This window comes from Sphingomonas sp. SP6, from assembly GCF_058313435.1.
In genome coordinates this window covers 784,370-801,022 of the sequence record NZ_JBZFLG010000002.1, presented here as the reverse complement: position 1 = coordinate 801,022, position 16,653 = coordinate 784,370, and the positions used below count along the sequence as shown (strand labels likewise).

General features: G+C 70.5%; 17 protein-coding genes. 7 read left to right on the top strand and 10 right to left on the bottom strand.

From position 1 onward, the window contains the following. Positions 1-7: 7 nt before the first annotated feature. Entirely contained in the window at positions 8-346 is a 339-nt protein-coding gene (locus AC4GYY_RS09665; protein ID WP_491120099.1) for a P-II family nitrogen regulator, read from the bottom strand. Between the two features lie 222 nt (positions 347-568). Further along, positions 569-1,588, bottom strand: coding sequence for a zinc-binding alcohol dehydrogenase family protein (locus AC4GYY_RS09660; RefSeq protein ID WP_491120097.1), 1,020 nt, complete (start codon positions 1,586-1,588; stop codon positions 569-571). Positions 1,589-1,727: 139 nt separating this feature from the next. On the opposite strand from AC4GYY_RS09660, the gene AC4GYY_RS09655 reads away from it, so the two are divergent. From AC4GYY_RS09655 to AC4GYY_RS09645, 3 genes are all read left to right on the top strand, one after another. After that, positions 1,728-2,936, top strand: a complete 1,209-nt coding sequence (locus AC4GYY_RS09655; RefSeq protein WP_491120095.1) for a toxic anion resistance protein — start codon at positions 1,728-1,730, stop codon at positions 2,934-2,936. Next, positions 2,933-3,640 carry a hypothetical protein gene (locus AC4GYY_RS09650; RefSeq protein WP_491120093.1) on the top strand — a complete coding sequence of 236 codons (708 nt, stop codon included), beginning with the start codon at positions 2,933-2,935 and terminating at the stop codon, positions 3,638-3,640. Before AC4GYY_RS09655 ends, AC4GYY_RS09650 begins: the two co-directional genes overlap by 4 nt. A gap of 74 nt (positions 3,641-3,714) precedes the next feature. Next, positions 3,715-4,923 (top strand): vanadium-dependent haloperoxidase, encoded by a 1,209-nt coding sequence (locus tag AC4GYY_RS09645; RefSeq protein WP_491120090.1) that lies wholly within the window; start codon positions 3,715-3,717, stop codon positions 4,921-4,923. A 3-nt stretch (positions 4,924-4,926) separates the two neighbouring features. Here AC4GYY_RS09645 and AC4GYY_RS09640 read toward each other — a convergent pair whose 3' ends face one another. The 5 genes from AC4GYY_RS09640 to ubiA form a co-directional block, all read right to left on the bottom strand. Beyond that, entirely contained in the window at positions 4,927-6,021 is a 1,095-nt protein-coding gene (locus tag AC4GYY_RS09640; RefSeq protein ID WP_491120089.1) for a dipeptidase, read from the bottom strand. Positions 6,022-6,071: 50 nt separating this feature from the next. Next, entirely contained in the window at positions 6,072-6,575 is a 504-nt protein-coding gene (locus AC4GYY_RS09635; RefSeq protein ID WP_491120087.1) for a MarR family winged helix-turn-helix transcriptional regulator, read from the bottom strand. A gap of 3 nt (positions 6,576-6,578) precedes the next feature. Then, positions 6,579-7,358, bottom strand: a complete 780-nt coding sequence (locus tag AC4GYY_RS09630) for a 3'(2'),5'-bisphosphate nucleotidase CysQ (protein WP_491120085.1) — start codon at positions 7,356-7,358, stop codon at positions 6,579-6,581. Further along, positions 7,351-8,709, bottom strand: a complete 1,359-nt coding sequence (locus AC4GYY_RS09625; protein WP_491120083.1) for a TldD/PmbA family protein — start codon at positions 8,707-8,709, stop codon at positions 7,351-7,353. Before AC4GYY_RS09625 ends, AC4GYY_RS09630 begins: the two co-directional genes overlap by 8 nt. 170 nt (positions 8,710-8,879) lie before the next feature. Continuing rightward, on the bottom strand, positions 8,880-9,785 hold the full coding sequence (gene ubiA, locus AC4GYY_RS09620; RefSeq protein WP_491120081.1) for a 4-hydroxybenzoate octaprenyltransferase: 906 nt from the start codon (positions 9,783-9,785) through the stop codon (positions 8,880-8,882). A gap of 243 nt (positions 9,786-10,028) precedes the next feature. Between ubiA and AC4GYY_RS09615 the strand changes: the two genes are divergently transcribed. The 4 genes from AC4GYY_RS09615 (at position 10,029) to AC4GYY_RS09600 (ending at position 14,453) form a co-directional block, all read left to right on the top strand. Then, on the top strand, positions 10,029-10,283 hold the full coding sequence (locus tag AC4GYY_RS09615; RefSeq protein ID WP_491120079.1) for a FeoA family protein: 255 nt from the start codon (positions 10,029-10,031) through the stop codon (positions 10,281-10,283). A gap of 6 nt (positions 10,284-10,289) precedes the next feature. Further along, complete coding sequence (gene feoB / locus AC4GYY_RS09610) at positions 10,290-12,143, top strand: ferrous iron transporter B (RefSeq protein ID WP_491120078.1); 1,854 nt, start codon at positions 10,290-10,292, stop codon at positions 12,141-12,143. A 158-nt stretch (positions 12,144-12,301) separates the two neighbouring features. Further along, a complete protein-coding gene (gene ssb, locus AC4GYY_RS09605; RefSeq protein ID WP_491120076.1) occupies positions 12,302-12,835 on the top strand; it encodes a single-stranded DNA-binding protein in 534 nt (177 codons plus the stop codon). A gap of 100 nt (positions 12,836-12,935) precedes the next feature. After that, positions 12,936-14,453: a sensor histidine kinase gene (locus AC4GYY_RS09600; RefSeq protein ID WP_491120254.1), complete on the top strand. Its 1,518-nt coding sequence runs from the start codon at positions 12,936-12,938 to the stop codon at positions 14,451-14,453. Between the two features lie 25 nt (positions 14,454-14,478). Here AC4GYY_RS09600 and AC4GYY_RS09595 read toward each other — a convergent pair whose 3' ends face one another. The 3 genes from AC4GYY_RS09595 to metX all read right to left on the bottom strand — a co-directional run bounded on the left by AC4GYY_RS09595 (position 14,479) and on the right by metX (position 16,647). After that, positions 14,479-14,868: a response regulator gene (locus AC4GYY_RS09595; RefSeq protein ID WP_491120074.1), complete on the bottom strand. Its 390-nt coding sequence runs from the start codon at positions 14,866-14,868 to the stop codon at positions 14,479-14,481. Between the two features lie 82 nt (positions 14,869-14,950). Next, positions 14,951-15,547 (bottom strand): methionine biosynthesis protein MetW, encoded by a 597-nt coding sequence (gene metW, locus AC4GYY_RS09590; RefSeq protein WP_491120072.1) that lies wholly within the window; start codon positions 15,545-15,547, stop codon positions 14,951-14,953. After that, positions 15,544-16,647 carry a homoserine O-acetyltransferase MetX gene (metX, locus tag AC4GYY_RS09585; RefSeq protein ID WP_491120071.1) on the bottom strand — a complete coding sequence of 368 codons (1,104 nt, stop codon included), beginning with the start codon at positions 16,645-16,647 and terminating at the stop codon, positions 15,544-15,546. Before metX ends, metW begins: the two co-directional genes overlap by 4 nt. Between the last annotated feature and the right edge of the window lie 6 nt (positions 16,648-16,653).

The window sequence follows — 16,653 nt, the reverse complement described above, 5'->3', positions numbered from 1 at the left end:
CACCCCCTCAAAGCGCGCTGTCGTCGGTCTCGCCGGTGCGGATCCGCACCGCTTGCCCCACGTCGAGCGCGAAGATCTTGCCGTCGCCGATCGCGCCGGTGTTGGCGGAGGCCTGGATCGCCTCCACGACGCGCTCGGCGAGGTCGGCGGCACAGACCACCTCGATCTTGATCTTGGGCACCATGTTGGTGCTGTATTCCGCCCCGCGATAGATTTCGGTCTGGCCCTTCTGGCGACCGAACCCCTTGACCTCGGTGACGGTCATCCCCGCCACGCCGACGCCGGTGAGGGCTTCCCTCACCTCGTCCAGCTTGAACGGTTTGATGATCGCGATGATCAGCTTCACCCGCGCCCCCCTTTTTACGGCTGTGTGCGTCGGGGCGCGTCGCAACGATCGTGCCAGGCGCGAAATGACCGCCCCCACAAGGAAGCCCACACCGCGGCGCGGGGTTAACGGTTGTTAATTTTTGTGCAGGCGCGAAAGGCTGCCCAATTATGAGGCAGTCCGAACGGCCCTTCAGTACGCCGCGAGCCGATTGGCGCCAGAAGGGCCATCATGCCTGCGGGGTCACCGGCTCCAGCCGGACAGGACCACCTTCCCCTTCATCGTCCCACGCTCCACCATCGCGTGCGCGCGCTTGAGCGTCACGGCGTCGATCGGACCCAGCGCCTCCGTCAGCGTCGAGCGGACCGCGCCCGCGTCCACCAGCCGCGCGACCTCGGCCAGCAATTCGCCCTGCTTCGCCATGTCGGCGGTCCGGAACAGCGGCCGGGTGAACATCAGTTCCCAGTGCAGCGAGATTGCCTTGGTCTTGAGCGGCATGACGTCCAGCGTCTCGGGATCGTCGATCAGCGCCAGCCGGCCCTGCGGCGCGATCAGCGCGACGATGTCGGCGAGGTGATCGTCGGTGTGGCTGGTCGAGAAGACGTGGCCGGGCTTGCCGACCCCCAGCGCCTCGATCTGCGGTGCCATCGGCTCGCGGTGACTGACGACGTGGTGCGCCCCCAGCTCCTCGACCCAGGCGCGGGTCTCGCTGCGCGACGCGCTGGCGATCACCGTCAGGTCGGTCCGCGCCCGGAGCAGCTGGATCGCGATCGAGCCGACGCCGCCGGCCCCGTTGACGATCAGCACCGCGGGGGCGGCGGAGGGAACGGCGCGCGTCACTTCGAGCTTGTCGAACAGCGCTTCCCAGGCGGTGATCGTCGTCAGCGGCATCGCCGCGGCGGCGGCCCAGTCGAGCGTCGCCGGCTTCTTCGCGGCGATCCGGGCATCGACGCACTGGAGTTCGGCATTGCTCCCCTGCCGGTCGATCTGCCCGGCGTACCAGACCGCGTCGCCGGGCGCGAACCCGGCCACCCGGTCGCCCACGGCGACCACCTCGCCGGCGGCGTCATAGCCGAGCACCCGCCAGTCGCCGCTCGCCGGACGCATCCCGCCCCGAACCTTGACGTCGACCGGATTGACCGAGACGGCGCGGACGCGGACCAGCAGGTCGTGCGGCCCGGGTTCCGGATCGGGCAGGGTCACGTCGACGAGCGCGTCCTCGCGCTCGATCGGGCCTGCGGTCTTGAAGGCGACGGCGCGCATCGGCGACACTCCTGCTGTTCGCCCGGCCCTGCCGCCCCGCGCGCGCCGGAGCAAGCGCTCGCGCGCGTGTTGTCATACTAACACACCTTGAACGCGGCGCGCATTCGCTTATTCTGGGGCCGACACCGAAGGGACAGCCATGGCGACGACACCCACCGCGACCGCAGACGCGCCGACCCTCACGCTCACGCCGCCCGATCCGGTGCCGGTGGTCAGCGCGGAGAAGGCGGTCGGCCTGGTGCCGATCGACGACACCAAGAAGACCCAGCTCGAGACGCGCGTCGACGGCTTCATCGATGATCTGATCGCGCAGGACGTCAACTCGCCCGAGTTCGGCAAGCGCGTCGACGCGATCACCGCGATGGGCGCCAAGGAGATCCGCGAGGCGGCGGGCCAGTCGAACCGCTTCCTCGATCGTCCGACCCGCGCGATGGATCAGGAATCGGGAGTCGGCAAGGACCTGGCCGAACTGCGCCGCGTGGTCGAGGACCTCGATCCCGGCCGCCGCGGCAATCTCACCGCGCCCAAGAAGCTGTTCGGGATCATCCCGTTCGGCGGCAAGCTGCGCAACTATTTCGACAGCTACAAATCGTCGCAGACCCATATCGCCGCGATCCTCAAGGGCCTCGCCTCGGGCAAGGACGAGCTCCTCATGGACAACGCCGCGATCGACACCGAGCGCGCGAACCTGTGGAGCGCGATGGGGCGGCTCGAGCAGATGATCCACCTGTCGCGGACGATGGACCAGAAGCTGGAAGACCGCGCCAACGACCTCGACGCGACCGATCCCGCCAAGGCCAAGGCGATCCGCGAGACCGCGCTCTTCTACACGCGCCAGCGCACCCAGGACCTGATGACCCAGATGGCGATCACCGTGCAGGGCTATCTCGCGCTCGATCTGGTCAAGAAGAACAACGTCGAGCTGATCAAGGGCGTCGATCGCGCCTCGACCACCACCGTCTCGGCGCTCCGCACCGCCGTCACGGTCGCGCAGGCGATGGTCAACCAGAAGCTCGTGCTCGACCAGATCACCGCGCTCAACACGACGACCGCGAACATCATCGATTCGACCGGCAAGCTGCTGCGCGACAACACCGCGCGCATCCACGAGCAGGCCTCGTCCTCGACGATCCCGCTCGAGACGCTCCAGCGCGCGTTCCAGAACATCTACGACACGATGGACGCGATCGACACCTTCAAGCTGAAGGCGCTCGACAGCATGAAGACGACGGTCAACACGCTCTCGACCGAGCTCGACAAGTCCAAGGGCTATATCGCCCGCGCCGAGGGCGCGCAGCAGAACCGGCTCGCCGGCCCGACCGACACCTTCAAGCTGGAGTCGGTGTGAACGCCTCTTCGGACGAGACCATCGCCGCGGCGCGCGCGGCGTATCAGCGGATCACCGGGCAGGATCAGCCGCTGACGATCGCGCGCGACCGCCGGCGCGAGACCGCGACCCGGCTCGGCCGCAAGCTCGCGCGGATCGCGGCCGTCGACGCCGCGATCCTGGTCGCCGCGGTGGTGGTCGGGTTGGTCTGGCCGCTCGGCATCATGGGCGCGCTCGGCGTGATGGCGCTGCTCGTCGCGGCGACCGTGATCCTCGCCTTCTACCCGGCGCCGCGCGCGCTCCCGCCCGAGCGGCTGCGTCAGACCGACCTGAAGACGCTCCCGGCGGCGACCGGCCGCTGGCTCGAGACGCAGCGCCCCGCGCTGCCCGCGCCGGCGCGCACGCTCAGCGACCAGATCGGCGTTCGGTTGGAGACGCTCCAGTTCCAGATGGCCGGGCTCGACGAGTCCGCGCCCGTCGCGGGCGAGGTGCGCAAGCTGGTCGGCGAGCAGCTCCCCGACTTCGTCCGCGACTATCAGAAGGTGCCGCAACCGCTGCGCGGCGTCGCGCGCAACGGCAAGACCCCCGACGCGCAGCTCGCCGACGGCCTCAAGGTGATCGACGGCCAGCTGGCCCAGCTCTCGGAACAGCTCGCGCAGGGCGACCTCGACACGCTCGCCACCCGCGGGCGCTTCCTGGAGCTGAAGTACCAAGGCGACGACTGATGTCGTTTTCATCCAAGACGATCGCACGCGGACGCTGATACGCTTCCCCACGGGGTCGACGTGGGGGATGGTGAATGCGAATCGGATGGGCGCCGGCGGTCGCGATGCTGGCGGTCGCCACCCCGGCGCGGGCGGATTTGGTCACCGACTGGGCCGACTACGCGGTCAAGCTCGACGCGGACGCCGACGACACGCCCGAGGCCGGGCTCGCCGATTCGCAGATGGCGGTCGCGATGTTCGAGGCCGCGAACGCGATCGACCACCGCTACCAGAGCCTGTGCGGGATGAAACCGACGCCCGTCGCGGCCTCGGTCGAAACCGCGGTGATCGCCGCCGCCCGCGACGTGCTCGCGCAGCATTACCCCGACAAGAAGGCGCGGATCGTCGAGAACGCGACCTTTGCGATCGCCGCGCTGCCCGCCTCGGCCAAGGCCAAGACAGCCGGGGACGCGGTCGGCGCCGAGGCGGCGCGGCTCGCATTGACGCACGGCGGGGTCGATGCGGCGATCACGCAACGGCCGTACCGGCCGCTCACCAGTCCCGGCGTCTGGGTGGGAGCGACGCTGCCGGCGTTCCAGCCCTATTGGCAGGCGGTGAAGCCGTGGGTGCTCGACCGCGTGGACGCGGTGCGCCCCGGCCCGCCGCCCGCGCTCTCCTCCGAACGCTATGCGCGCGACTTCGACGAGGTGAAGCGACTGGGCGGCAAGACCTCGACCCAGCGTACGCCGCAGCAGTCGCTGATGGCGCGCTACCGCATCGCCCCCAATCTGATGCCGATGCTGCGCCAGATCGCCGACCAGCCCGGGCGCAGCATCGTCCGCAACGCGCGGATGCTCGCACGCGAGTGGATCGCCGAATATGACGAGGGCGTCGCGATGGTCGACGCCAAGATGCACTACAACTTCTGGCGGCCGATCACCGCCATCCGCAACGCCGACGACGACGGCAATCCGGCGACCGCCGCCGATCCGGCGTGGGAGCCGCTGGTCAAAACGCCGAACCATCCCGAATATCCGTGCGGCCACTGCGGCTATGCGGCGGTGACCGCGACGATGCTCTCCGCCGAGGTCGGCGACGCGCCGCCCGGCGGCGTGGTCGTCGGCTCCGATTCGATGGCCGACGCGGTGACGATGCGGCTGCCGACCTTCAGCGAATGGGCGCGGCAGGTCAGCCTGTCGCGGACGCTGGGCGGCGTCCACTACCGCTTCTCGAACGAGGCGGGGGAAGCGATCGGGCGCGATGTCGCGGCGCGGGTGCTGAAGACGATGCCGCCGCTCCGCTGACGATCATCCCCAGGTGTCCCGGAAGACCCGCGCGAGATTGGCGCCGAGCACCTTCTCCACCGTGCGCGACGAATAGCCGCGCTTCAGCAGCGCCTCGGCGATCACGACGTACCGATCGGACCGGTTGAGTCCGACGACGAACGGGGGCGGCCCCTCGCCCGGCGCGGCGACCCCGGTCGCCTTGCGCCGCGCGGTCTCGGCGTTCCAGCGCCTCATGCTGGCGGGCGAAGTGTCGAACCGGGTGAGCGTCGCGTCGCTGCCGATCCCGACATGATCCTCGCCGGCGACGTTCAGCGCATGGGTCAGATGCGCCAGATAGACCGCCAGCGTCGGCTGCGCGGGCGCTTGCGTCAGGTACGACAGCTCGTAGATCCCGATGACTCCGCCGCGATCGGCCAGCGCGCGCAGCAGCGCATCGGACTTGTTGCGCGGGTGCGGGTGGACCGCGGCGCAGCCGGCATGGGTGATCAGCACCGGCTTGGCCGAAGCGGCGATCGCGGCGAGGCTCGAAGGCTCGTCGCTGTGGCTCACGTCCACCGTCACGCGGAGCGCATTCATCCGCGCCACCGCCTCGCGTCCGAGCGGGGTCAGACCGCCATGCGCCCTCGACATCACCCCCGACGCGAACGGCGTATCCAGGTTGTAGCTCAACCCCATCACCTTGATGCCCAGCGCGGCGAATGCGTCGATCGAGCCGATCTTGCCCTCCAGCATCTCCCCGGCTTCGAACGACAGGATGATGCCGAGCCGCGCGCTCGCCTTGGCGCGCGCGAAGTCGGCGGCGTCGCGCACCCTGAGCAGCAGCGTCGGGCTCGCCGCGATTGCCTTGTCGGTCGCGGCGATCTCCTCCAGCGTCTCCTTCTTCGTCTGGTTGCCGCTGCCGCCGAGCGTCAGCTTCATCACCGACAGCCCCGAGGCGCGGATCTGCGCCGCGGTAGCGCCGGTGAGCGGCCCGTCGGGATCGAGGGGGACGACGAGATTGCCGTCGACCACCGTCATCCGCCGGATCAACGCTTCGGCGGCCCGCTCGCGCCGCACCGCCCACGCCGGCGCCGCCGTCAGCGCGAGCCCAGCGCCCAGGAACGTCCTGCGATCCATGCCCCTCTCCTCCTTGATGCGAGCAGGATATGTAGGGACCTACATGATTGTCAACCGCGCTCGGGCGGCTCGGGGGCGAGCGCCATGATCCGATCGAACATCGCCGCCCGGTCGAGCGCGTCGTCGAGCCGGTCGAGCGCCGCGACGAGATCGCCCGCCTCCTCGTTCAACACCCCCGCCGCGACGTTGAACGCCTCCCACAAGGGCGCCAGCCGCGCCGCCAGCGCCCGACCGTCCTCGGTCAGCCGCAGGTCGCGCCGGCGCGCATCGCCGGGCGCCGGATCGGCGCGCACGATCCCGGCGGCTGTCAGCGATCGTACCGTCTCGCTCACCGAGACATGCGTGATCCTGAGCACCGCCGCGATCTCGCCGACCGACATCGCGCCGTTCGCGATCAGCTGGCGCAGGACGCCGTACCAACGTTGCTCGAAGCGGATCCCGTGCGCGGCATAGACCCGCGTGCCGTCGCGATCGATCCGCTCGGACGCCCGCCGCAGCCGGGCGCCGAGCGCCTCGCCGCCGAAACTGCGGCTGTAGTCGCCGGGCTCGCTCACCCGCTACGCCGTCATCGCCGCCGCCGCGCGCTCCGCCAACCGCGCGACCGCCTCCCCGTGGATCGCGGGCGCGGTCGCCAGCACGCCGAAGGCGCGGGGTTTCGGCTGGTTGAACGTCAGCGGCTTGCCGAGCGCGTCGGTGACGCTCGCGCCCGCCTCGCTCGCGACCAGCGCGGCGGCGGCGATGTCCCACTCGTTGCCCCAGCGCAGCGTCGCCACCAGGTCCGCCTCGCCCGCCGCCACCATCGCGATGCGCAGCGCGATCGAATTGGGCTTGGCGACCGGCTGGAACACGGCGCGGTCCGCCTTCGCCAGCGCATCGGCGGGCACGCGCGCGCCGACGAGCGCCTGGCGTGCAGAGGCGCGCACCGGCTCGCCGTTGCGCCACGCGCCGCCGCCCGCCGCCGCCCGCCACGCCTCGTAGCGCGCCGGCGCGTCGAGCACTCCGATCACCACCCGCCCGTGCTCGACCAGCGCGATCGAGATCGCGAACCCCTCGCGCCCACGGACGTAGTCGCGCGTGCCGTCGATCGGATCGACCACCCACACCCGCTCGCGCGACAACCGCGCCGGATCGTCCGCGGTCTCCTCCGACAGCCATCCCGCCTCCGGAAGCAGCGCCGCCAGCCGCGCCTTCAGGAAGCGGTCGACCTCCAGGTCGACCGCGCAGATCACGCTGCCGTCCGGCTTGGCCCCGGTCTCGAAGCCCGTGCCCCAGCGCGACACCGCGAGCCGCCCCGCCGCCGCGGCGATCTCCGCGACGTCGTCGATCAGCTCAGCCACCGATCGCCCCGCTCGCGACCGACATCGCCTCGATGCGCAACGTCGGCACGTTGACGCCCTGGCGGAACTCCAGATCGTTCGCGGGCGTCAGCCGGGCGAACATCTCCTTGAGGTTCGACGCGATCGTGAACTCGCTTACCGGGGTCGTCAGCTCGCCGTTCTCGATCAGGAACCCCGACGCGCCCCGGCTGTAGTCGCCGGTCACCCCGTTCACCCCCTGCCCGATCAGCTCGGTGACGTAGAGGCCGCGCGCGACCTCGCCGATCAGCGTCGCCGGCGGGACCTTGCCCGGTTCCATGTAGAGGTTGCTGGTCCCCGCCCCCGGCGCGCCGCCGACGCCGCGCACCGCATGGCCGGTTGGCTCCAGCCCCAATTGCCGCGCCGCCGCCGAATCGAGCAGCCAGGTCTCGAGCACGCCCTCCTCGACGATCGCGACCGGCGACACCGGCAGCCCCTCGCCGTCGAAGGGTCGCGAGCGCAGACCGTGCGGGCGGTGCGGATCGTCGCGGATCGTCACGCCGGGGGCGAATACCGCCGACCCCAGCGCCTCCAGCAGGAAGCTCGTCCGCCGCGTGATCGCGCCGCCGGTGATCGCGCCGACGAGATGCCCCAGCAGGCTGGCGCCGACCCGCGGGTCGAACACGATCGGCATGGTCCCGCTCTGGACGCGCCCCGGATTCACCCGCGCCGCCGCCCGCTCGCCCGCGCGCCGCCCGATCTCGGCGGGCAGGTCCAGCCGCGTCCGGTGGCGTGCGGAGTGATAGGCGTAATCGCGCTCCATGGCGCCACCGCTCCCCGCCAGCACGCTCGCCGAGACGCCGTAGCCGGTGGTCGCATAGGCGCCCGCGAACCCGGCGCTGGTCGCGATCGCCCACACCGCCTGCGACGCCGACGCACCCGCGCCTTCGCTGTTGGTCACGCCCGGCACCGCGCGCGCCGCATCCTCCGCCGCCAGCGCCGCTTCCCGCAGCTCGGCCGGGGTCGCGTGGCCGCCGTCGTCGAGATCGAGCAGCGGCGGGTCGCCCCGCATCAACCGCGCTTCGGGCGCGAGCCCGGCCCAGGGGTCCTCGGGCGCCTCGCGCGCCATCGCCACCGCGCGTTCAACCAGCGCCGCCGCCGCGTCGGTCGACAGGTCGGAGGTCGACACGCTCGCCGACCGTCGCCCGACGAAGACGCGCAGCCCAAGCTCCTCGCTCTCGGAGCGTCCGACGTCCTCCAGCGCGCCGAGTCGCACGGACACCTCGATCGAGGCGTCCGCGGCGAACACCGCATCGGCGGCGTCCGCGCCCGCGGCTTTGGCGCGCGCGACGAGATCGGCGGCGCGCTCGCGCGCCAGGTCGGGGGTCAACATGCCTAGCGACTTAGGGGTGGAGGAGGGAGGTTGCTAGGTCGCTAGACCATCCTCCCCGTTCACGGGGAGGTGGCGCGTAGCGCCGGAGGGGGCTCTCCTCCTCTGCGTCGTTGATGGAGAGCCCCCTCCGTCAGCCTGCGGCTGCCACCTCCCCGCAAGTGGGGAGGATCTCAAATCCGCGTCCCGACCACCGCGCAGGCCAGGAAAACCAGCAGCCCCGTCGTCCGGTTCGCCCGGAACCGCGCGAGCGCGTTCGCCCCGTCCGCCGGGATCAACGTCGCCACCTGCCACGCGAGATGCCCCGCCGCCGGCAGCAGCGCGAGCAGGACCAGCGGGTCGGCGCGGACGCTCCACAGCGAAGCGCCCCACAATGCCAGTGCCGCCGCATAGAACCCGGCCACCCCGGGCTTCACCGCCGCTCCCAGTGCGCGCGCCGACGAGCGCACCCCGACGAGCGCATCGTCCTCGACGTCCTGGAGCGCGTAGATCGTGTCGTAGCCGATCACCCAGGCGACCGACCCCGCGTAGAGTAGCAGCCCCGGTGTCGCGAGCGCGCCCCATGCCTCGCTCCACGCGACCAGCGCCGCCCAGGAGAACACCAGCCCCAGCCATGCCTGCGGCCACCAGGTGATCCGCTTCATGAACGGATAGGCCGCGACCAGCGCCAGGCTCGCCAGCGCCACCCCCGCCGCATAGGCATGGAGCTGGAGCAGCACGACCAGCCCGACCAGGCTCAGCGCCACCAGCCACGCCCAGGCCGCCTTCAGCGACACCGCCCCGCTCGCCAGCGGCCTTGCAGCGGTACGCGCCACCTGCCGGTCGAGATCGCGGTCGACGATGTCGTTGTAGACGCACCCCGCCCCTCGCATCGCGATCGCGCCGAGCAGCAGCCACAGCGTCAGGTTCCAGCGCGAGACCGCCTCGCCCGCCAGCGCGACACCCCATGCGCCGGGCCAGAACAGCAGCCACCAGCCGATCGGCCGATCGAACCGCGCGAGCAGCGCCAGGTTGCGCGGCGTCGTCGGCAACGACGCGACGAGACCGCGATGTTCGGTGTCGGGGACGATCATGGTCATATCCGTCGCCGCGCCTCTCTCATCTTCGCCCACCCGTTCGTCCTGAGTCGCCGCTGAGCGAATGCGAAGTGGCGTATCGAAGGACCGAGGTCGGCGCAGTCCTTCGATACGGGCCTTCGCTCTGATCAGGCCCTACTCAGGACGACCGGAGGGGGTTAGCTAAAAGCGCGCTGTCGTGCGAGCGACCCGGGAGCCATGCAACCACCTATTGATAATCAATCGCACCAAGCGTATCGCGTCCCCATGAGCAGTCTCGAATCGCTCCCGCGCCGCCATTCCGCCACCGTGTCGCGGATCGATTGGGAGCGGCTCGCCGCCCCCGAGGCGAAGCGGCTGCGCGAGCTTGGCTTCGACGCCGGCGTCTCGGTCGAGGTGCTGCACCGCGCCTCCCTCGGCAGCGGGCCGATCGCGTGCCGGATCGGGCGGATGACCGTGGCGCTGCGTCGTGCGGTCGCGCGGGCGGTGGCGGTCGAGGCCGACGCGCTCCCCGCCGAATAGAGCTGAATGCACGCCGCGCCGCTGGTCGCGCTGGTCGGCAATCCCAACGCCGGCAAGTCGGCGCTGTTCAACGCGCTGACCGGCGCGCGGCAGAAGGTCGGCAATTATCCCGGTGTCACCGTCGAGCGCCATTCGGGCCGGCTCACCCTCGACGACGGTCGCCCGGTCGAGCTGGTCGATCTCCCCGGCGCCTACAGCCTCGATCCCGCCTCGCTCGACGAGCGCGTCACCCGCGACGTGCTGCTGGGCGCTCAAGCGGGCGAGCGCACGCCCGACGCGCTGCTGGTGGTGGTCGACGCCGCCAACCTCGACAATCACCTGCGCTTCACGCTCCAGCTGATCGCGCTCGGCCGCCCGGTGGTGGTCGCGCTCAACATGATCGACCTGGCCGAGCGCGACGGGCTGACGCTCGCGCCGGACGTGCTCGCCGCCGAGCTCGGCGTGCCCGTGGTCCCGACCGTGGCGGTCCGCCGCCGCGGCCTGGACCAGCTCCGCGCCGCGCTCACCGCAGCGGTGGAGACGGAGCCGGCGAAAAGGCTCCCGGTCGCGCCGACCGACGACATCGCCACGCTCCAGCGCCGCGCCCGCGCGCTCTCGGTCAGGGCGACCGTCAGCGAGACGAACGTCCGCCGCTGGACCCACATCCTCGACGGCGTCGCGCTCCACCCGGTCGCCGGCCCGATCCTCTTGCTGACGCTGCTGTTCGTCATGTTCCAGGCGGTCTTCTCCTGGTCCGAAGCCCCGGTCGGCTGGATCGAGGACGGCTTCAAGGCGCTCGAAACCGCCGTCACGAACGCCATGCCCGCGGGCATCCTCCGCTCCGCGATCACCGACGGCGTCATCGCGGGCGTCGGCGCGGTGATCGTCTTCCTGCCGCAGATCCTGATCCTGTTCGCCTTCATCCTCGTGCTCGAGGCGTCGGGATATATGGTCCGCGCGGCGTTTCTGATGGATCGGCTCATGGCGGGCGTCGGCCTGTCGGGCCGCGCCTTCATCCCCTTGCTCTCGTCCTTCGCCTGCGCCGTCCCCGGCATCATGGCGACGCGCACGATCGACGACGAGAAGGACCGGCTCACCACCATCCTGATCGCACCGCTGATGACCTGCTCGGCGCGGCTGCCGGTCTATACGATCATCATCGGCGCGCTGATCCCCGCGCGGCGGGTGCTGCCGGGTGTGGGCCTCCAGGGCCTCGTGCTGTTCGGCCTCTACGTCATGGGCATCCTCGGCGCGTTCGTCGCCGCGCTCGTGCTGCGACGGACCGTCACCAAGGGCTCGTCCTCGGGCTTCATGATGGAGATGCCTAAATATCAATGGCCCCATCTGCGCGATGTCGGGCTCGGCTTGTGGAGCCGCGCGCTGATCTTCTTGAAACGCGCGGGCACCACGATCGCGCTGACCACGATCGTGCTCTGGGGGCTGCTCTCCTTCCCGCGTGCGCCCGCGGGGCAGAGCCAGGTCGATTATTCGATCGCGGGGCGGATCGCGAACACCGTGATCGCCCCGATCGTCGCCCCGATCGGCTTCAACCGCGACATCAGCCTCGCGCTGATCCCGGCGATGGCGGCGCGCGAGGTCGCGGTGGCCGCGATCGGCACCGTCTACGCGGTCGACGACGTCGAGGGCGAGAAGGGGCAGCAGACCATCACCCAGAACCTGCGCGCGCGCTGGACGCTCTCGACCGCGCTCGCCTTCCTGATGTGGTTCGTCTTCGCGCCGCAGTGCATCTCGACGATCGCGGTGACGCGCCGCGAGACCAACGGCTGGCGCTGGCCGCTGTTCATGGTTGGCTATCTGTTCGCCACCGCCTACGTCATGGCGGGACTCACATACTGGCTGGCGGTGTTCGCAGGGCTCTAGAGTCGGGCGGATTTCCCCGTTACCGTTCGTCCTGAGTAGGGACCGAGCGCAGCGAAGGCCCGTATCGAAGGACACCGCGCATCAAGTCCTTCGATACGCCGCTTCGACAGGCTCACCGGCTACTCAGGACGAACGGATAGAAGGCACCAGGAACGAACATGGCAGGCAGCGTCAACAAGGTCATCCTGGTCGGCAATCTCGGGCGCGATCCCGAGTCGCGGTCGTTCCAGAACGGCGGCAAGGTCGTCGAACTCCGCATCGCGACCTCCGAATCGTGGAAGGACCGCAATTCGGGCGAGAAGAAGGAGCGCACCGAATGGCACACCGTGAAGGTGTTCCAGGAAGGTCTCGCCAACGTCGCCGAGCGCTATCTGAAGAAGGGCTCGAAGGTCTATATCGAGGGCGCGCTCCAGACGCGCAAATGGCAGGACCAGTCGGGCGCGGACCGTTATTCGACCGAGATCGTGCTTCAGGGCTTCAACGGCGTGCTGACCATGCTCGACGGCGCGCCGGGCGCGGGCGGCGGCCCCGGTGGGGGCGGCGGGCGTGACGACTGGGGCGGCGACGACTTCGGCGGCGGGTCGCGTGGCGGCGGTGCGGCTCGCGGCGGCCCCGCGGGCGGCGGGCGCGCCGTCGGCGGCGCGGCGGCGGGCGGATTCGCCGACGACCTGGACGACGACGTGCCGTTCTGACCCGAACCGCGCCGGAACCGGCTGGATGCGGCCGGGTTATCGCGACATCGCTTGATCCAGATGATTCGTGTCAGGACTCCTCACGCCCGACCAACCCACCCTGCGGGCTGAGCCCGGTCCGGTCGACGAACGCATCCGCGCGGAGGTGATCGCCGCCTATGACGTCGCCGCCGCGCGGTCGGTCGGCGCGCTGGACGACCTTGCGCAATTCGCCGCCGAACTCTGCGACACGCCGACCGCGCTCGTCAGCCTGGTCGAGGAGGCGCACCAGCAGTTCCTCGCGCGGATCGGTCTCGACGTCGCGTCGACCCCGCGCTCGATGTCGTTCTGCGCGCACACGATGGTCGGCGCGGAGATCATGGAGATCCCGGACGCCGCGGGAGACGCGCGCTTCGCCGACAATCCGCTCGTCACCGGTCCGCCCTACATCCGATTCTACGCCGGCGCGCCGCTGGTCAGCCGCGAGGGCGTGCCGCTCGGCGCGATCTGCGTCGTCTCGCCGGAGCCGCGACCGGGCGGCCTCACCCCCTTCCAGCGGCGCGGCCTCGCGATCCTCGGGCTGACCGTCATGTCCCGCCTCGACGATCGCCGCGCCGCGCGCGAGGCGGCCGAGACGCGCGCGGACCTGGCGGAGAGCGAAATGCGCTTCCGCACCCTGGCCGATACGATGCCGCAGATGGTGTGGTCGACCCGGCCGGACGGCTTCCACGATTACTACAATGCCCGCTGGTACGAGTTCACCGGCGCGCCCGAGGGCACGACCGACGGCGAGGGGTGGAACGACATGTTCCACGTCGAGGATCAGGGCCGCGCCTGGGAACAATGGCGCCGGAGCCTGGCGACGGGCGATCCCTATGCGATCGAGTACCGGCTCAAGCATTTCGACGGCACCTATCGCTGGGTGCTCGGCCGCGCGCTGCCGATCCGCGACGAGGCCGGCCGGATCACCCGCTGGTTCGGCACGTGCACCGACATCCACGAGCAGAAGCTGGCGATGGAGGAGCGCGAGATCATCAGCCAGGAGCTCTCGCACCGCATCAAGAACATCTTCGCGGTGATCGCCGGGCTCATCGGCTTCGCCGCCAAGTCGCGACCCGAGTTCGCGCCCGCCGCGAACGATCTGCGCCAGCGGATCACCGCGCTCGGCCGCGCGCACGATTTCGTCCGCCCGCACAGCCCCAATTCGCGCCCGAGCGCGCAGCAGGATTCGCTCCACGGCCTCCTCGACGATCTGTTCGCGCCTTATCAGCATGCCGGCGGCGACCGCATCCGCATCACCGGGGAGGAGATCGCGATCGACGATCGCTCGGCCACCCCGCTCGCGCTCCTGTTCCACGAACTCGCGACCAACGCGACCAAGTACGGCGCGCTGTCGGTGCCGGACGGCGTCGTCACCCTCGACATCCACGCCGACCCGACCGAGGTCACGCTGTGCTGGACCGAGGCGGGCGGGCCGCCCGTCGTCGCCCCCGACGGCGGGCATGGGTTCGGCAGTCAGCTGGTCGAGCTCGCCGTCGTCCGTCAGCTCGGCGGACGGGTCGAACGCGACTGGCGGCCGGAGGGGTTGGTGCTGACCGTGGCGGTCCCGCGCGCCGCCTTCAGCCGCGCGGGGATCTGACCCCCGCGGCGGAGTTCAGACCGGCTCAGCCGTGGGTCTCGAACCGGACCAGGTCCGGGCAGTCGGCCTCATGGCCGGTCACCACCGCCGCCGCCGTCACGATCGCGGCCTCGCTGAACGGCTTGCGGATATAGCCGAGGCCTCCGGCAGGGGCCTCGATCTGCGCCGGATTGGCGGTGACGAACACCACCTTCACCCCGTAATCGCGCGCGATCCGCTCGGCGATCAGCGGGCCGGTCGCACCGTCGCGAAGGTTGACGTCGACGAACGCGAACTCGCATTCGGGCGCAGCCGCGAGCGCGGTCGGCGTATCGGCCGCGATCGCGACCACCCGGTAGCCCGCATCTTCGAGAATGCGTTCCAGATCGAGCGCCACGAAGATCTCGTCTTCGACGATGAGAGCGGTCTTGGTCACGGTTTAACTTCGGTTGGAGCCAGGAAACGTCCGATTTCGAACCGGTCTGCGCGACGATGGTTCCGACAGCGTTACTTTGCCGTCAACCGTGTCCGCGCCGCAACAGGAACACCGCATGTTCGGCGAGCAGGTTCGCCGCCGCCGCGCTCGTCTCCACCCCACGCGACAGGAACCACGCGCGCTCCACCACGATATCGCGTTTGGCGACGAAGGCGCGAAAATCGTCGATCGTGACATGATGGATATTGGGCGTGTCGTACCATTCCTCGGGCAGCAACTTGGTCACCGGCATCCGCCCGCCCCACAGCAGCGACAGTCGCGTCCGCCAATGGGCGAAGTTCGGAAACGACACGAACGCGCGGGCGCCGATCCGCAGCAGCTGATCGAGCACGACATGCGGCGCGCGCGCCGTCTGGAGCGTCTGGCTCAGGATCGCATAGTCGAAGCTCGCATCGGGATAGCCGGCCAGGTCGACGTCGGCGTCGCCCTGGATGACGGAGAGCCCGCGCGCCACCGCCGCCGCGACGTTGCCCGCGTCGATCTCCAGCCCGCGCGCGTCGACCTGCTTGGTGTCCCGGAGCGCCGCCATCAGCGCCCCGTCGCCGCAGCCGACGTCGAGCACCCGCGATCCGGGCGCGACATGATCGGCGATGACCGCGAGGTCGGGGCGGAGCGTCACCGCCCGGCGCCCAGGAACCCGCGCACCACATCGGCAAGCCCCGGCGGATCGAGCAGGAAGGCGTCGTGCCCGAACGGGCTTTGCAGCTCGACGAAGCTCACCGCCGCGCCGCTGGCGTTCAACGCCTGCACGACCGTGCGCGACTCGGCGGTTGGGTAGAGCCAGTCGGTGTCGAAGCTCACCAGGCAGAACCGCGCGCGCGAGCCGCGAAAGGCGTTGGCGAGCAGCCCGCCATGCTCCTCGGCAAGGTCGAAATAATCCATCGCGCGGGTGATGTAGAGGTAGCTGTTGGCGTCGAACCGATCGACGAACGCGATCCCTTGATGCCGCAGATAGCTCTCGACCTGGAAGTCGGCGTCGAACCCGAAGGTCTTGGCGTCCCGCGCCTGCAACTTGCGCCCGAACTTGCTCGTCAGCCCCGCTTCCGACAGGTACGTGATGTGCGCCGCCATCCGCGCCACCGCCAGCCCGGCGGCGGGCGGCTCCGCGCGGTAATAATCGCCCCCGTTCCAGTGCGGATCGGCCATCACCGCCTGCCGCCCGACCTCGTGGAAGGCGATGTTCTGCGCGGTGTGCCGCGCGGTCGAGGCGATGACGAGGCACCCCTCGACCCGGTCGGGGAAGGTCGCCGCCCAGCTGAGCGCCTGCATCCCCCCCATCGACCCGCCGACCACCGCCTTCAGCCGCGCGACGCCGAGATGATCGAGCAGCATCGCCTGCGCGCGCACCATGTCGCGGATGGTGATGACCGGAAACGCCATCCCCCATTCGCGCCCCGTCGCCGGATCGACGCTCGCCGGCCCCGACGAGCCGAGGCACGAGCCCAGCACATTGGCGCAGATGACGAGGTTCGCGTCGGTGTCGATCGGCTTGCCCGGCCCGACCATGTTCCCCCACCATCCGGGCTTGCCGGTGCGCGGATGGACGCTGGCGACATGCTGGTCCCCGGTCAGCGCGTGACAGATCAGGATCGCGGGGTGCTCGGGGTCGCCATAGGTCTCGTAGGCGATCTCTACCGGCGTCAGCGTCCCGCCGCCGTCGAGCCGCAGCGGGCCGGGGAGGGTGATCGAACGCGAGAGGCCGAAGCGCGGATCGGACATCGCGCG